Raw genomic sequence first — 16,792 nt, 5'->3', positions numbered from 1 at the left:
CTCCTAAACTCTCGTATTATATCCATATAACTCATTAAACAGGTAGGAATTAAAGAATTAAAGTATGATCTCGCCATTTTGGCGGAGAACCTCTAGGAACAGCAGGCAGACACTGTCCACGCGACAGGTTTGACCTATCAGAGCTGCATCAGGGAATTCTCCGCTCTTTTTTTGATTATGTCTGTAAATAACAGGCGTAAATGAATACAAATTACATAGAATGCGGGGTGTCTTGATGAAAAGGCAATGGAAAAGTGGACTTATTCTCGGACTATCTTTGGTTTTAACGATTATGCTGAGCGCTTGCGGGGCAAGCAAGGGAGGGACGCAGGCGGATGGTAGTTCTGCTGCCGGTTCCAAGGAAGTGGAGTTGCTCAATGTTTCTTATGATCCGACCCGTGAGCTGTATGAGGCATATAATAAAGCGTTTGCCGCCCATTGGGAGAAGGAAAAAGGACAGAAGGTTACGATCAAGCAATCTCATGGAGGATCTGGCAAGCAAAGTCGTTCTGTGCAGGACGGGCTGGATGCGGACGTGGTAACTCTGGCCCTGGGCTACGATATTGATGCGCTACAGGAAAAAGGATTTGTTAAAGGGTGGCAAAGTAAATATGAGCATAACAGCGCCCCGTACACTTCAACCATCGTGTTACTGGTGCGCAAAGGGAACCCGAAAGGGATCAAGGACTGGGACGATTTAATCCGTGGCGATGTGCAAGTTATTACACCGAATCCTAAAACTTCGGGCGGGGCACGTTGGAACTATCTTGCAGCCTGGGCCTATGCGCTCAAGAAGAACAATAACGATGAAGCTAAAGCCCAGCAGTTTGTACAGGACCTGTATAAGCATGTGCCGGTACTGGATAGCGGAGCACGTGGAGCGACAACGACTTTCGTAGAGCGTGGAATTGGCGATGTACTGATTGCATGGGAAAATGAAGCATTGCTCTCCGTGAAGGAGCTGGGTGCGGATAAATTCGATATCGTATATCCATCGATCAGTATATTGGCTGAACCTCCGGTAGCAGTAGTCGATAAGGTGGTAGATAAAAAAGGTACACGCGAGGTGGCGGACGCGTACCTGAAATATTTGTACAGTGAAGAAGGGCAGACCATTGCTGCCGAAAATTATTATCGCCCAACACTGGAGAGTGTGACGGCAAAGTTCAAGGACCAATTTCCTAACTTGGAGCTCGTAACCTTGAAGGATGTATTCGGGACATGGAAGGAGACGCAGCAGAAGCATTTCAGCGACAAAGGCATTTTTGACCAGATTTATGTACCCGGCAGTTCATAAAATAGGTGGACTGTGTAAGCGATTGATCGGTAGCCGCGAGTGTCATAGTGAATGGATTCAGAGAGGGATGAACAGAACATGAGTCAAGTGCAAGCCACCCGAAAACGCGTACTTCCCGGGTTCGGGTTAACAATGGGTTTTAGTGTGCTGTATCTCAGTCTGGTGGTGCTGGTGCCTTTATCGGCACTGCTTCTGAATTCAACTGGACTGACGTGGGAAAAATTTTGGGACGTGGCGACTGATGTTAGGGTGCTGGCTTCCTACAAGGTAAGCTTTTTGTGTGCCGCGGCTGCGGCGCTGATCGACCTGTTTCTCGGTTTATTGATAGCCTGGGTGCTGGTGCGTTATGAGTTTCCGGGGAAACGAATTTTTGATGCGGTGATTGATCTGCCCTTTGCTTTGCCTACTGCCGTAGCGGGGGTTGCTTTGACTGCTCTGTATGCGCAGAACGGCTGGATCGGTTCATTGTTTGAACCGCTTGGATGGAGGCTGGCATACTCACAGACGGGAATTACGCTAGCATTGATGTTTATTGGCATTCCGTTCGTCGTACGGACAGTTCAGCCGGTTTTGGAGGAGCTGGATAAGGATGAGGAGGAGGTCGCTGCTACGCTGGGAGCTGGCAGATGGCGTATCTTCTGCAGCGTTATTGTGCCGGAGCTGGTGCCACCGCTGCTGACGGGTTTTGCGCTCGCCTTTGCCCGTGGTATTGGCGAGTACGGTTCTGTCGTCTTCATCTCTGGCAATATGCCGATGAAAACGGAAATTGCTCCATTGCTCATCATGTCCAAGCTGGAGCAAAATGACTATGCAGGAGCTACGGCGGTAGCGTTGATGCTGTTGGTGATTTCATTCGTGCTGCTACTCGTGATTAACAGCATTCAGCGCTGGTCACGGCGCCGTGCAGTTTAACGTAACTGCCTAAACGCAACTGTCTAATGTAATTATCTAACGTTAACATACAGGGCTGCGCATGATACCCGCATTCTAAGGAGGGATACACCATGTCACAAGCAATAACTGGGCAGGAGCTTGCTTCTGCACCAGTGCCTTCATCCGCACCGCCCAACAGGGTCACGACCGAGGCCACTTGGGTGAAGTGGACGCTGATTGGTGCTGCTTTTTTAGCTTTGCTCTGGGTGCTGGTATTGCCGCTAATCGTCGTGCTTACCGAAGCGCTCAAGCAAGGATGGGGCGTCTACGTCGAAGCGTTACGGGACCCAGATGCCATGTCTGCATTGCGGTTGACGCTGCTGGTGGCAGCGATAACGGTACCGCTGAATACGGTATTTGGTGTAGCTGCCGCTTGGCTGATCACGAAATTTCAATTTCGCGGCAAAGGCTTGCTGGTCACCTTGATTGATTTACCTTTTGCCATCTCTCCTGTCGTCGGAGGGCTGATGTATGTATTAGTGTTCGGCGCACAGGGCTGGCTTGGACCGTGGTTGGACGAGCATGATATTAAAATTATATTTGCTCTGCCTGGTATTATTTTAGCGACGCTGTTCATCACCTTTCCATTTGTGGCGCGAGAACTCATTCCAATGATGGAAGATCAGGGACAGCAGGAGGAAGAAGCGGCGGTCACGCTGGGCGCGCGCGGCTGGCGCATTTTCTGGAAAGTGACGCTGCCGAATATCAAGTGGGGTCTGCTGTATGGCATCATTTTGTGTAATGCGCGAGCCATGGGTGAGTTCGGTGCAGTGTCCGTCGTCTCTGGACATATCCGGGGAGAGACGAATACACTGCCGCTGCATGTAGAAATTTTGTATAACGAATATCAGTTCTCGGCATCTTTTGCGGTGGCCTCGTTGTTATTGTTACTAGCTCTGGCTACTTTGGTGCTTAAAAGCTGGTTTGGACGCAAACGCGTGCATTAATTTATGATTTTGTATATGATTCCTCAGGGCCTCTCTTTGCGTCTATCGTCTGTTAACGGCGAGAAGATGGGAAGAGAGGCCCTTGTTCTAAGGTGGCTTATATGGATAATAAAATGATTATATCAAGGCACGTTGGTGTGCCCAGGAGGAGCGAAGGGAAAAATGAAACATCCGTTTCAGTCCTACCGTCAGCTGTTTCCAGTGCTGTCCTCACATATCCATGTAGGGAGTTGTTCCCAGGGGGCCGTATCAAGGCCGGTTTCCGCTGCCATTGAGGAATATCATCGAAGTTTGCTGCAACACGGTCATAACGGCGATCTGTCTATGGCACGTTTGGAGGAGGCTAGAGGGCATTTTGCCAAGCTCATTGGGGCGGAGCCTGACGAAATTGCGGTCCTGTCCTCAGCCTCTGAGGCGATTGCCGGGGTGGCCACAGCCCTTCCTTATGTACCGGGAAAAGAAGGCATTGTGTATGCGGACACCGACTTTCCGACGGTGGGACACATCTGGCAGGCACAGGAGATGTTCCGGGATCACATCTGCTGTATCCCCTCCATCGAGGGAGAAGTGACGATAGAGCAGTATGAGGAGCATGTTACGGAGAAAACTGCACTCGTTATGGTGTCACAAGTGAACTATACCAACGGATTTCAGCAGGATTTAAAATCCATTGCAGACATAGCTCACCGAAATCAGGCGTTGCTGTTTGTGGATGCTTATCAGTCTGCAGGGATCATTCCAGTGGATGTAAAGGCAATGGGCGTAGATATTTTGGTCGCGGGAGCACGCAAATATATGCTTGGAATTCCGGGCGTGGCTTTTCTTTATGTAAGCAAGGACCGAATAGACCGCTTCAAGCCCCGTCTTACAGGCTGGCTTGGGCAGAAGCCCGCTTCCCGGTTTGATATTGCTCACCCGGTTCCGGCGGCGGGAGCCCGACGCTTTGAGACGGGATTGCCTTCTTTCATTAGCATTTTTGCCGCCAATGCGGCCTTAAAGCTGCTGCTGGAGATTGGAGTCACGAGTATTCAGGCCTATATGAGTGAGTTGTTGGATTTTTCCGTTGAATATGGACGGCGCAAAGGGTTACACATACGTGTACCTTACAGGGGAGGCACATTACCAAGCCTGCTCGCTGTTGAAGTAGCCGACGTGTCGGCTGTGGAAAGGAATTTGAGAAGCCAAAATATGATCGTTTCAGCACGAAAGGATGTTATCCGTGTGGCTCCGCATTTTTACAATACGGCTGAGGAAGTCCGACGGGTCATAGATGAATTGGCAGGGCGATGGTGAACGAACGGCAAAAGCCTCTTCCGAGTGAATGGGAGTATAACATCCCTTTTTACACAGGAGAGGCTTTTTGGACGTTTAGAATTTAATTATACGATCCGTTTGCGCAGCCAGCCGGAAATCAGATCCGTCAAAATGATCAGGACCACAATGCCGAGCAAGATAACGCCTACACGGTTCCAGTTGCGCATTTGGAGTGCAAACAGTAGCGGAGTACCGATACCACCTGCACCGACCAGACCGAGCGTGGTAGCGGAACGGATATTAATTTCAAAACGGTAAAGCGAATACGAAAGAAACTGTGGAATCACCTGCGGTAGCACGGCGAAGAAAATCACCTGCCAACGGTTGGCACCGCACGCGATCAAAGCCTCTTGAGGCCCGTGATCGACACTTTCGATCGTTTCCGAGAAAAGCTTCGCCAGCATGCCGATGGAGTGAATGCCGAGGGCAAGCACACCCGCAAACGAGCCGGGGCCAACGGCTTTGATAAATAGGATGGCGACGATCATTTCGGGAAAAACCCGGATGACACTAAGCACAAATTTCCCGCTACCCGATAAGGGACGTAGACGGGTCATATTGCTGGACGCCCAAAAGGCGAACGGAAGGCAGACAAATGCGGACACGAAGGTTCCGAGCACTGAAATGACCAGCGTATCCAGCAACCCGCGCAGCAAATCCTCTCCCTCAGGGATGTAGACGAACGACCAGTCGGGATGAAGGAAGCCGTCCAATATAGCGACAGAGACACTTTTAGCCGTTCCCTGTAATCCTTCAAACTGCATCCCGCGAAAAGCCCAAATATAAATGATGATTAGCAGAATAGCTATCGCCCATAGGCGTAGGCGGGAGCCAATAGGTCTGCGAAGCGTAGGATCATTCATAATAATTTCCTCCGTAGCAGGTTACTGCCGTAATCAATCGCAAGGACGATGACGAGGGTCAGTAGAATAATGATGCTTGCCCGATCATATCGGAACAGCCCCAGAGAACGGTCAAGCAACAGACCGATACCGCCAGCCCCGACCAGGCCCAGAACGGAAGCCGCGCGCACATTAACCTCAAAGGTATACAGTAAGTACGACACAAAATAAGGAAGAGCCTGCGGAACCACACCAAAGGCGATGACTTGAATGCGGCTCGCGCCAACAGCGGTCATGGCTTCCAGCGGCCCGGGATCAATGGCTTCAATCGCCTCAAAGGTCAGCTTGGCTATGATGCCAAAGGAGAAGAAGAGCAGGGCGAGCATCCCTGCAAACGGCCCGATGCCGAACACCGCCACAAAGATTGAGGCAAACAGCAAATCAGGAATTGTCCGTACTAGGTTCAGGATCGTGCGCATCGGCAGCGAAATCAGTTTGCGCGGCATCACATTATAGGCACACAGCAACGCGACAGGGATCGCCAATATGGCTCCCAGTGTCGTGCCGACAATGGCGATCTGGATCGTTTCCAGCATGGGTTTCCAGATGGTAGGCAGGTAGCTCCAGTCGGGTGGAAACATTTCGCCCAACAATTTGCCCATCTCCGGCAAGCCGACGATCAACTGGTAAGGTGTGGCATCCGTATGAATGGAGCAGGCTACCAGCACCACGATAAAAATCATCCAGGTGGCATAACGCTTGTAACGTCCTGGCAAAGGTGGCCCTGCGGGCGGCTTGCTTGGCTGTGGCGGTCCAGCATGCGGTGACGGTTGCGTCGAAGAGAGCGGCTGGGCAGTAGAGTCGGGCTTCATGATCCCACTCCCAGCAGCTCATCATGCTTGATGGCCCGGCCGTAGATCTCCGCAAAGGCCTCATCCGTGGCTTCCTCCGGTGTGCCGTCAAAGACCACTTCCCCGGCGCGCAATCCGATGATCCGCGTTGCATATTCGCGCGCGAGATCAATGAAATGCAGATTGACGATGGTCGTAATCTGCATTTCACGGTTGATGCGCTGGAGGTCATCCATGACCTGGCGGGTGGTCAGCGGGTCCAGCGATGCGACAGGCTCGTCCGCCAGAATGATTTTAGCCTCCTGCGCCAGGGCGCGGGCGATGGATACGCGTTGCTGTTGGCCACCGGACAGTTCATCTGCCCGGCTGTAAGCTTTTTCGCGGATGTTCACGCGCTCCAGCGCTGTTAGTGCCAGTTCGATATCCTCCTTCGGGAAGAGACCGAGAATGGTCCGCAGCGTCGAATGATAGCCGACGCGGCCGGAAAGTACATTGCGGAGCACTGTCGAACGCTTAACCAGATTGAAGCTTTGAAAGATCATGCCGATATCACGGCGAATGCGCCGCAGCTCGCTGCTTCCAGCAGACGTGACGGACCTGCCACCCACGACAATGTCGCCGGACGTAATGTCATGCAGTCGGTTAATGGAACGCAGCAGGGTAGACTTACCTGCACCGGATAAGCCGACGATGACGACCATTTCTCCCTCCTGAATCGTCAAATTAATATGGTTCAACCCTTTGGTGCCGTTCGGGTATGTTTTCGATACGTTACGGAATTCGATCATATGCTCCCAACTTTCTCCCCCGATGGGGTGGAATGAAAACAACACCGCCATGAATACATGGACGGTGCTGCCCTGTCATTCGTAAAGCCTGTTTCCTAGCTGTTACTTCATTACAGTATCTAGTTTGCTCCGATTACTTAACCGCTTGGCCAACGGCTTCGGCGTATTCACGCACGGAGTCGAAGTTTTTATCGTCACCCTTTTCATAACCTACATGGGTGTAAATCTCTTTAATGATCTCGCCGCCTGCAGGGTCTTTGGCAATGTCAATAAAGGCTTGGCTGATCTTGTCTCTCCACGCTTGATCCATATCAGAACGTACGCTGACGGTGTCATTTGGAATTTTAGCTGTGTAATGAATGACGCGAGTTTTTTCAAATACATCCGGGATTTCCTTCTTCACCGTGTTACGTGCATCCTGGAAAACAGCTACCGCATCAACTTGACCGTTCAGCAACGCCAGAATAGCAGCATCGTGGCCTTTGATTGTCACACCCTGCACATCCGTGTCCGGGTCCACGCCAGCTTTTTTCAGTTCTGCTGCAGGGTACACGTAGCCTGCGGAGGAGGTTACATTTTGCCAGCCAACCTTCTTGCCTTTCAGATCAGCTAGGCTTTGAATCGGAGAATCCTTTTTCACCACGATCATTGCTTTATAAAAGTTTACTTTTTCAGTCGTGTCCTTGCCTGTAGCATCTTCAATGCCGTAGCGTTGAGCTTGCAACAGCAAATCGGCTGCTTTACGGTTATCGTGGGCCAGTACATAAGCATTCGGCGGAAGGAATCCTACATCTACCTGCTTGGAAGACATGGCTTCCACAATTGTATTGTAGTCAGGAGATACCGTTACTTTCACCGGGATTCCAAGCTTGTCACCCAGTAGATTTTCGAGCGGTTTGGCTTTGGCTTCGAGCGTATCTGCATTTTGAGAAGGAACGAACTGTACCTTTAACTCCTTAGGAACATAGGCTGTGCTTTCGTTTTTAGAGCCATCTGTACCCGGAGTGGACGCGCTGTTGTTATTGCTTGCATTGGATCCACAAGCGGCTAGACCCGCTGCCAGTGTGAAGGTCATGCACAAGGTCAGTGCTTTTTTGAACAAAATAATTTCCCCCTAAACATAGTAATAACGAAAATAAAATTAAAAACCTGTAAATGCTGTGACAAACCAAATCTTAACAGCTAGTCCCACAGCTAGGGTTAAAACCACTCCTGACTTTGGTAAAAATGATGTAAAATTTATCGTATGGTAAAAACCATTTTCTGGATTTATGCGAAATGCTTATTTTAACATTCTCTTAACAGTGCTCTGTTAGACTTGTTCAAGCTCTATGACCGAAGCTGAGGGAGAGAACAAGATTGGATATTTTGGATATTAACGAAAAGGCAGACCAAGACAATGTAAGTCTTGTGAGAGTGAAATTTCGCATTATGGTTACAACCGATTTGCATGTCAGTTTGTGGAATTACGATTATTATACGGATCAGGAAACGCTGCATTACGGTCTGGCGCAAACAGCCAGCTTGATTCAAATAGCCCGGGCGGAGGTGCACAATCACCTGCTGCTGGATAACGGAGATGTGATTCAGGGGAATCCAATGGGAGATTATGCTGTACAGCGAATCCAACAAGACCCAAGCGCGGTGCATCCCGCCTATAAAGCCATGAATCTGCTTGGATATGAGGCAGGTAATATCGGGAATCATGAATTTAACTATGGACTGGAATACTTGCAGACTTGCCTTCAAGGAGCGCAATTTCCTTATGTGAATGCCAACATTTATATAGCGGGAGAACAAGAACAAAATTACTTTACACCTTATCTATTGCTGGATAAGGCGGTAGAGGATGAAGCAGGCGGTAAGCATCTGTTGAAGGTGGGGGTCATCGGCTTTGTCCCTCCGCAAATTATGCAATGGGACAAGGCGTGGCTGGAGGGAAAAATCATTGTCAAAGATATGCTGGAAACGGCAAGACGGTTTATTCCACAAATGAAGGCGGCGGGAGCCGATCTGATCATTGCCATGCCCCATGCAGGCTTAGAGGATATTCCCGAAACGCTTGATATGGAAAATGCAGTGCTGCATCTGAGCAGGGTGGAAGGGATCGATGCCATTGTGTTTGGTCATGCACATAAAGTATTTCCCGGACCTTCGTTTATGGGGAAAACAGGTGTTGATCTAGAGCGAGGTACCATCCACGATATTCCAGCAGTGGAACCGGGTTTTTGGGGGGATCATCTGGGTATCATTGATCTGGAGCTGGCCTTTAGTGGAGGGAAGTGGCAAGTGGCTGCATCTGCTGCCGAGGTACGCCCGGTGTATGATCCGATACGCAAGGAGGCGCTGGTACAACCGGATACTGCCATTCAGCTGGCGGTAGCAGAAGAGCACGCCGGAACATTGGAGTATATTCGTGCACCTGTAGGTCAGACGACGATGGCGGTGAACAGCTTTTTTGCTCAGGTGATGGATGATGCTTCGGTTCAGCTGGTGAATGATGCGCAAATGTGGTATGTGAAGCAGCAGATGCAAGGGAGCGAGTACGAAGGATTGCCCGTTCTGTCGGCAGCAGCTCCTTTTAAAACAGGCGGCAGATATGGCCCATCATACTATACCCATATTCCGGCGGGGACGTTGGCGATCAAGCATATCGCCGATCTGTACAATTTTCCGAATACGCTGCATGTCGTTCGACTGACCGGAACGGAAATCCGGGAATGGCTAGAGTGGTCTGCTGGACAATTCCGGCAAATTGATCCTTCAGCAGAACAAGAGCAAGAGCTGATTAATTCTGATTTTCCAAGCTTTAATTTTGATATCATCGACGGCATCAGGTATCAGATTGATGTAACACAGCCAGCCAGATATGATGCTGACGGGGGCCTAAAGGACCCAGATGCACACAGAATCATTCAGATGTCTTTTGATGGCGAACCGATGGATATGCAGCAAAATTATCTGGTTATTACGAATAACTATCGCGCGTTTTCCTCTGCGCTGGTCAATCCGGGTGGAGAGCGAATTATACTTGCTTCACCGGATGAGAACCGTCATGTGCTGACCGAATATGTGCGGCATATGAAGACGTTGACGCCAAAAGCTGACGGCCATTGGTCCCTCGCCCCATGGTCAGGGCGTCCGCATGTGACGTTCCTGACCTCGCCGCAAGCAACGGATGCCGCTAATGCCTATTCGGAGTTGCTTTATGAAGGGTTAACAGTAGAGGGATATGCTAAGTTTGCCATCGATTTCGGAAGTTCACGGTAGAACTGCTAACTAGTTTTTGTCCTATAAGTCCACAGCATCAAAATAATAGAAATAGACTGTCCCGCAGAGGACGGTCTTTTTTCATAAAACAGTTTTAAAATCGTACAAAATTCGTGATTTTATATGTCCTGAGTCGTGTTTAAAGTTATTGACCTCTCGTATAAATAGACATATACTTTGATTAAACAAATTTTGGTTTAAAAGGTAATGAAAAAGTCACCATCATTCGTTTGAGGGGGTGTCCCTTTGGAAAAAAACACCACGATCCGCGCAGAAATAGAAAAGTATATTCAAAGTGAAGGCATTTCAATGCAATGTTTTGCAGATGCTTCCAAGGTAAATCCGGGTACACTTAGCGGTATACTTAATCGGAACCCACCACGGCCTATCTCAGTCAATCAGCTTGATCTGATTACCGAGGCCATGGGATTGGAAGAAGGATCTTTGTTCGAGATGTATGTGGATGAATGTTTTATTCATTCCTTACCACACTGGAGGAGGTTGCGTCCGTTTCTCCTACGTTGCTCAGAGTTGAACAAGCTGGAGTGTATACGCAGTGTACTTGGCTATTTGATGGACGATTTATCGAACGTTCCTGCTATTTTTGAGACCGCAGAAGCGATGTTTGAGGATGGCAGACATGAAGCCGCCATGCTTCTGTATGATTGTGTCATCGAGAGTGAGAAGTATACCCACTCTGAACGGTTGGCGATCAGCTATTTCCGTATATTCCAGATTCAGATTAAGGATAACCAACGGAACTTGAAGGCTGCTGTACAATTCCATTTGTACCGTAGTCGTCTACCGGAAATTTACGCACTGGAAGGCTTACATATGCTATCTCAAGTGTTTGCTTTAAAAATGCAATGGTCCGAGATGGAAATGTATGCGGACGAGCTAAGAGAGCTGGCGCAGGCATTGTATCGCAATCGGAACCGTTTTGGAGATGAGCACCTGGAGCTGCTTAAACCGCTCGTTTATTACTATGCTCAGGGGCATCTGCTCAAGGCCAGCTGCTATGAGTTTCAGGGCAGATATGAGGAATCCAAGCAATGGATTGAAGGTTATGCAGATTTGAGCTGGTTTGAGGGTTTAGACGAAGAAGGCTGGAAAGTAGTCAACCTACATCGTGTATATGCACAGGGCAACCGACTTTGTATTGAAATTAAAATGGGCAACACTTCTGCAATCTATGAATATATTACTTACCTGCGTGAGCATCCGGATGAGACACTGGAAGGACTGAACACCTTGCTCGAATCGGCGAACCGGTTCGGTTATTTCGTGGATGCCGAACTGGGACTGTTTAGTCAGCAACTCAAGAGCTTCTGGGAACTTGCACCGGAACGATGGGACACTCATTATCGCAAGCACTTTAATGCATTTCGCTTTGCATCCTTTTGCAAGGTGTATGCGGAATATTATTTCCGAAAAGGCGATTACCCCGAGGGAGTGGGACAAATACTGCATTGCTTGAAACTGTCTGTCGATAATAGCTATACCGAACATATCATTGGTTGTATGGCTTTATTTGAGCAGCATCGGAATTTTGCTACACCGGAACAGCAGCAGCTGTATCAGAGTCTGTGTCTGGGCGTACGTGCAAATGAAAAGAATCATGCCTATGATCACAGTACCGGTGGATATTTATAATTCCAAATTTCATTCGAATTCTTCATATAACACGTTATTGCGAGGATGTTCCTGTTTCAAAAGGGGATGTTCTCGTTTTTTAGCTGCTGCTGTCGCTTGTGACTTTTAACATAGAAAGGACCGTTTTGCGCGTTGACAAGTTTCGCAAGCGGGATTAGGATAAATGCAGCATAGAAAGTGAAGGAGAGCATGTACAAATGACGATTCCCAAAACATTAACGATAGCCGGCTCCGACACAAGCGGTGGAGCGGGTATTCAGGCAGACCTGAAAACCTTTCAGGAGCTTGGCGTATATGGTATGACCGTATTGACAACCGTAGTAGCGATGGGTCCTAAAACCTGGGATCATCTTGTATATCCTGTTGCGTTGGATGTGGTAGAAGCGCAGCTGCGTACTGTATTGGAAGGTATCGGTTTTGATGCGATGAAAACCGGTATGCTTGGTTCCGTTGAAATTATCGAGCTGGTAGCCAGCCATTTGAAAAAGCATGATCTGAAGCGGATCGTAATTGACCCGGTTATGGTCTGCAAAGGCACGGATGAAGTGCTTCAGCCGGAAAATACAGAGGCGATGCTGGAATTGTTGATTCCTGGCGCTGACCTGGTAACACCGAACTTGTTCGAGGCTTCGCAACTGGCGAAGAATGGACCGATCACGACACTGGAGCAGATGCAGGAAGCGGCTGCGATTATCCATGAGCGTGGAGCTAAGCATGTACTGATCAAGGACCGTGGCAAAATTCGCGCAGGTAAAGCGATGGATCTGCTATATGACGGAATCACTTTTGACTGGTTTGAAGCCGATGTTGTAAAAACAAACTTTACCCACGGTGCAGGCTGCACCACTTCGGCAGCGGTAACGGCTGGTTTGGCACAAGGGCTGACTGTACGCGAAGCAGTGGATCAGGCCAAGAGATTTATTACACAGGCCATTGAAGGTAGCTTCAAGCTGAATGAATTCGTCGGTCCGACCCTGCATGCGGCACATCGTTTGCAAAATCAATAAAGCATGAAGGTCTGCGATCTTAGAAAGACTTATAAATCTCCATCAGGCTGAATATATATTAGATTGTTTTAGATCATGACTTTTTTGATATATAGAGTTAGATGAGGCTTAAAAGCCGCAATACATAGTATTGCGGCTTTTGAGGTTGTATTTTTTTGGAATTGCAGCTTCCAGTTTGGTCTAATCGTACTGTATAATAGGCATCAGATTTATTACATTTAAGGAGGAACCGAAGCAATGACATTATTCAGCCAAATGGCTTACAGTCGACCAGAGCAACCTGAAATTGAACAGCGGTTTAAAACGCTGTTGCAGCAGTTTCGTGAAGCAGACAGCGTAGAACGTCAAAATGAAGTGATTCATGCGATTAACAAGCTGCGCAGTAATGTGGAAACACAATTGCAATTGGTGGAAGTTCGGCACTCTATTAATACGGAGGATGCCTTTTACAAAGCGGAGCAAGAGTATGCTGATGATTTCATGCCGGTTATTCAGGAGTATGTAACCGATTACTACCGGGCATTGGTGGATTCTCCATTCCGAACCGAGTTGGAGAGTCAATGGGGCAGCCAGCTTTTCAGTATTGCCGAGGTAGCACTCAAGTCGTTCCATCCGGATATTATTGAGGATTTACAGCAGGAAAATAAGCTGACCTCGGAATATGCTCAATTGATTGCTTCAGCGAAGATCCCGTTCGAGGGAGAAGAACGCACATTGTCGCAGCTCCTGCCTTTTGAAATGGCTACCAACCGGGAGACGCGCAAACAGGCCTCCGAGGCTAAATATCAATTTATGAGTGAGCATGAGGACGAGCTGGACCGGATTTATGATGAACTGGTGAAGGTACGCACGCGCATGGCACACAAGTTGGGCTATGACAACTTCGTAGAATTGGGCTATGCCCGCTTGGGACGTACAGATTACAATGCCGAAATGGTAGCCAATTTCCGCGAGCAGGTGCTGAAGCACATCGTTCCTCTGGCAACCAAGCTGAAGGAGCGGCAGCGCGAACGGATCGGAGTAGATCAGCTTCGCTATTATGACGAGGGCTTCAACTTCCTGTCAGGCAATCCTACGCCTAAAGGTGACCCGGAGTGGATCATTCGTAATGGAGCACGTATGTATGAGGAACTTTCAGCGGAAACACATGAATTTTTTAGCTTTATGATCGAACGTGGATTGATGGATTTGATCAGCAAAAAGGGCAAGCAAAGCGGAGGCTATTGTACATTTTTGAGTGAATATGGCACGCCGTTTATTTTCTCAAATTTCAATGGTACATCCGGTGATATCGACGTATTGACGCATGAAGCAGGTCATGCCTTCCAGGTCTATGAAAGCCGACATTTTGAAATTCCTGAGTACCATTGGCCAACTATGGAGGCGGCTGAGATCCACTCTATGAGCATGGAGTTTTTCGCATGGCCTTGGATGAATCTGTTCTTCGAGGAAGATACGGACAAATATCACTTTGAACATCTATCCTCATCGTTGCTGTTCGTGCCTTACGGCGTAGCCGTGGACGAATTCCAGCATGCCGTATACGAACATCCAGACTGGACCCCCGCCGAACGTAAAAGCGCATGGCGCTCCATTGAACGTAAGTATAAACCGCATCTGGATTATGAAGGCAACGAGTATCTGGAGCAGGGCGGATTTTGGCACAAACAGGGTCATATTTTTCAATCCCCGTTCTACTATATTGACTATACACTCGCGCAACTGTGCGCGTTCCAATTCTGGAAACGCATGAGTATCGACCGGACAGCTGCGTGGGAAGATTATTTGAAGCTATGCCGTGCCGGAGGAAGTCGATCTTTTACCGGATTGGTTGAGTTGGCTGGACTAATCTCGCCGTTCCAAGATGGCTGTATCGCCTCTGTAATCGGAGAAATCGAAGCATGGCTGAACAGTGTGGATGATAAAAAGCTGTAAGCATAACTAAAAAAGGGCATTTCGCTTACCTGTCAAAGCTGAAAAGCTTGTAGATGAGATGCTTTTTTTAATGAAAGCAGAGCAGTTGCACGAGAAAAGCCGGGAACCTCTACATGATGTAGAAAGTCCCGGCTTTGTGTTTATTTTAGATTAAATATATCTCTATTCATGTTTGGTGTTAAGCGGTTTGAGATTGGCTTCAATAGATGCGCGGCGCGATTCCAAAAATGGCGGTAACGCCAGCGATTCACCCAGAAACTCGAGTTCTTCATCCGTATCAAAGCCGGGTCCATCGGTTGCCAATTCAAACAGAATGCCGTTCGGCTCACGGAAGTACAAGGAACGGAAGTAAAAGCGATCTACAAAGCCTGAGTTGGAAATTTGCAGCTGCCCAATACGGTCTACCCACTGTTTGAGCTCTTCCTCAGTTTCAACACGGAAGGCTACGTGATGCACACTGCCGCGTCCTGGTCGCTCTTGTGGCAGATCGTTGCGCTCTTCCAGATGAACTTCGGTTCCTGTACCGCCTTCACCCGTTTCATAGATGACCACATCCGGTTGTCCAGCCACAGGAGAAGGATAGGAGCCCTTTTTGCGGAAACCCATAACCTGTTCAAGAATAAGAATGGTATTCTCCGCTTTAGGAATGGTCAGATGAACCGGCCCAAGTCCTACAATGCCGTATTCGGCAGGGACAGGGCTTTTCTCCCAAGGCGTGCCGCCGCGCACTCCGTGATCATGCTCATCTGAAACGAGGAAGAAGCGTTGTCCTTCAAAATCCTCAAACGAAAGCGCCAGGCGTCCTGCTTGATCCGTAATTTCGCCATGTTTTACATCCAGCTGCTCGAAGCGGTTTTTCCAGTAATCCAGTGCCTTGTCGTTCGGTACCCGTAGGGAGAGTGCTGAAATGCTGTTATTTCCTGTACGAGTTTGTCCCGCATGTGGAATTTCAAAGAAAGTGACTTCTGTACCCGCAGTTCCACGCTCATCTCCGTAAAAAAGGTGATATACACTAACATCATCTTGGTTCACCGTTTTCTTGATCAACCGAAGTCCCATTACCTGAGTATAAAAATCAACATTTTTAGCCGCTGCCGCTGTAATCGCCGAAACGTGATGCAATCCTAATAGTTTCATGTCATTATCCTCCTTGGTTTTTATATGATTAGGTTTTTCTAAACAAAATAAACAGTCGAAAAACTTTTCTTTATATTTATTATCTTGATATTAAGATATATGTTTTTTGATTGTTTGTCAACTTGAATTTGCACTAGCTCCAAAGACGGACAAAAATAGAAATTCGAAATAATGCAAAAGCAGATACAATAAAACCCGATATAGCCCAATATAGATAGAACAAATTTTATTATAAAAGGAGTGTACTCGATGTATACGGATAAGGATTTAACGATTAGGCCTGTTACAGAAGAAGACCTGCCGGCTCTTTGGACGTTAACTTTTAAAGAAGAAGCACCGGAATGGAAGCAGTGGGATGCACCCTACTATGAACATAAGCCACTTTCTTTTGATGATTATTTAAAAGAGAAGGAAAAGCGAATCGGACAAGATGACTTTTGGATCATTGAAGTGGAAGGCGAGGTCATTGGATCAGTGAGCTATTATTGGGAGCATCAGCCTTCTCAATGGCTTGAAATGGGGATAGGTATCTTTGATTCACGGTATTGGAGCGGTGGTTATGGTACGAGGGCACTCCGACTATGGATCACTCATTTGTTTAATACATTGCCTCTAGTAAGAGTAGGCTTTACAACCTGGTCAGGAAACCATCGGATGATGAAGGTGGGAGAGAAGCTGGGCATGACCCTCGAAGCCCGGCTTCGAAAGTGCAGATATTATAATGGAGAGTATTATGATTCGATCCGAATGGGGCTTTTACGGGAAGAGTGGAGGTTATAGTTGTTCTGCAACTAAAAACCTTTCTAAGCATAAAAAGA

Annotated in this window: 14 protein-coding genes; 9 read left to right on the top strand and 5 right to left on the bottom strand. The window is 48.1% G+C overall.

The window, feature by feature from the left end; genetic code table 11:
- The first annotated feature begins 235 nt into the window (after positions 1 to 235).
- The 4 genes from AOU00_RS08905 to AOU00_RS08890 all read left to right on the top strand — a co-directional run bounded on the left by AOU00_RS08905 (position 236) and on the right by AOU00_RS08890 (position 4,470).
- A complete protein-coding gene (locus AOU00_RS08905) occupies positions 236 to 1,297 on the top strand; it encodes a sulfate ABC transporter substrate-binding protein (protein WP_069290434.1) in 1,062 nt (353 codons plus the stop codon).
- 78 nt (positions 1,298 to 1,375) lie between these two features.
- Positions 1,376 to 2,209 (top strand): sulfate ABC transporter permease subunit CysT, encoded by an 834-nt coding sequence (cysT, locus tag AOU00_RS08900; protein ID WP_039273937.1) that lies wholly within the window; start codon positions 1,376 to 1,378, stop codon positions 2,207 to 2,209.
- A 92-nt stretch (positions 2,210 to 2,301) separates the two neighbouring features.
- Complete coding sequence (gene cysW / locus AOU00_RS08895) at positions 2,302 to 3,177, top strand: sulfate ABC transporter permease subunit CysW (protein ID WP_069290433.1); 876 nt, start codon at positions 2,302 to 2,304, stop codon at positions 3,175 to 3,177.
- A gap of 162 nt (positions 3,178 to 3,339) precedes the next feature.
- Positions 3,340 to 4,470: an aminotransferase class V-fold PLP-dependent enzyme gene (locus tag AOU00_RS08890; RefSeq protein WP_069290432.1), complete on the top strand. Its 1,131-nt coding sequence runs from the start codon at positions 3,340 to 3,342 to the stop codon at positions 4,468 to 4,470.
- 86 nt (positions 4,471 to 4,556) lie between these two features.
- Here AOU00_RS08890 and phnE (AOU00_RS08885) read toward each other — a convergent pair whose 3' ends face one another.
- From phnE (AOU00_RS08885) to AOU00_RS08870, 4 genes are all read right to left on the bottom strand, one after another.
- A complete protein-coding gene (gene phnE / locus AOU00_RS08885) occupies positions 4,557 to 5,354 on the bottom strand; it encodes a phosphonate ABC transporter, permease protein PhnE (protein ID WP_013312028.1) in 798 nt (265 codons plus the stop codon).
- Positions 5,351 to 6,205, bottom strand: coding sequence for a phosphonate ABC transporter, permease protein PhnE (gene phnE / locus AOU00_RS08880; protein ID WP_028541790.1), 855 nt, complete (start codon positions 6,203 to 6,205; stop codon positions 5,351 to 5,353). Before phnE (AOU00_RS08880) ends, phnE (AOU00_RS08885) begins: the two co-directional genes overlap by 4 nt.
- Positions 6,202 to 6,972 (bottom strand): phosphonate ABC transporter ATP-binding protein, encoded by a 771-nt coding sequence (phnC, locus tag AOU00_RS08875; RefSeq protein WP_039273947.1) that lies wholly within the window; start codon positions 6,970 to 6,972, stop codon positions 6,202 to 6,204. Before phnC ends, phnE (AOU00_RS08880) begins: the two co-directional genes overlap by 4 nt.
- A 133-nt stretch (positions 6,973 to 7,105) precedes the next feature.
- Positions 7,106 to 8,074, bottom strand: coding sequence for a phosphate/phosphite/phosphonate ABC transporter substrate-binding protein (locus AOU00_RS08870; protein ID WP_025722520.1), 969 nt, complete (start codon positions 8,072 to 8,074; stop codon positions 7,106 to 7,108).
- Positions 8,075 to 8,331: 257 nt separating this feature from the next.
- Here AOU00_RS08870 and AOU00_RS08865 point away from each other — a divergent pair, with 257 nt between their 5' ends.
- The 4 genes from AOU00_RS08865 (at position 8,332) to AOU00_RS08850 (ending at position 14,837) form a co-directional block, all read left to right on the top strand.
- On the top strand, positions 8,332 to 10,242 hold the full coding sequence (locus AOU00_RS08865) for a bifunctional 2',3'-cyclic-nucleotide 2'-phosphodiesterase/3'-nucleotidase (RefSeq protein ID WP_069290431.1): 1,911 nt from the start codon (positions 8,332 to 8,334) through the stop codon (positions 10,240 to 10,242).
- Positions 10,243 to 10,488: 246 nt separating this feature from the next.
- A complete protein-coding gene (locus tag AOU00_RS08860) occupies positions 10,489 to 11,895 on the top strand; it encodes a DNA-binding protein (RefSeq protein WP_069290430.1) in 1,407 nt (468 codons plus the stop codon).
- 197 nt (positions 11,896 to 12,092) lie between these two features.
- Positions 12,093 to 12,902 carry a bifunctional hydroxymethylpyrimidine kinase/phosphomethylpyrimidine kinase gene (gene thiD, locus AOU00_RS08855; protein ID WP_013312022.1) on the top strand — a complete coding sequence of 270 codons (810 nt, stop codon included), beginning with the start codon at positions 12,093 to 12,095 and terminating at the stop codon, positions 12,900 to 12,902.
- A 237-nt stretch (positions 12,903 to 13,139) separates the two neighbouring features.
- Positions 13,140 to 14,837: a M3 family oligoendopeptidase gene (locus tag AOU00_RS08850; protein ID WP_053326125.1), complete on the top strand. Its 1,698-nt coding sequence runs from the start codon at positions 13,140 to 13,142 to the stop codon at positions 14,835 to 14,837.
- A 162-nt stretch (positions 14,838 to 14,999) separates the two neighbouring features.
- Here AOU00_RS08850 and AOU00_RS08845 read toward each other — a convergent pair whose 3' ends face one another.
- The gene (locus AOU00_RS08845) at positions 15,000 to 15,974 is read right to left on the bottom strand and encodes a ring-cleaving dioxygenase (protein ID WP_053326124.1); all 975 of its coding nucleotides are present in this window, start codon (positions 15,972 to 15,974) and stop codon (positions 15,000 to 15,002) included.
- A 249-nt stretch (positions 15,975 to 16,223) separates the two neighbouring features.
- Here AOU00_RS08845 and AOU00_RS08840 point away from each other — a divergent pair, with 249 nt between their 5' ends.
- Positions 16,224 to 16,754, top strand: coding sequence for a GNAT family N-acetyltransferase (locus AOU00_RS08840; RefSeq protein WP_069290429.1), 531 nt, complete (start codon positions 16,224 to 16,226; stop codon positions 16,752 to 16,754).
- Positions 16,755 to 16,792 lie beyond the last annotated feature (38 nt).

The sequence above is a fragment of the Paenibacillus polymyxa genome (assembly GCF_001719045.1).
GTDB lineage: Bacteria > Bacillota > Bacilli > Paenibacillales > Paenibacillaceae > Paenibacillus > Paenibacillus polymyxa_B.
Note: the sequence above shows the minus strand (reverse complement) of the source record. Positions and strands in the feature narration are given on the sequence as shown.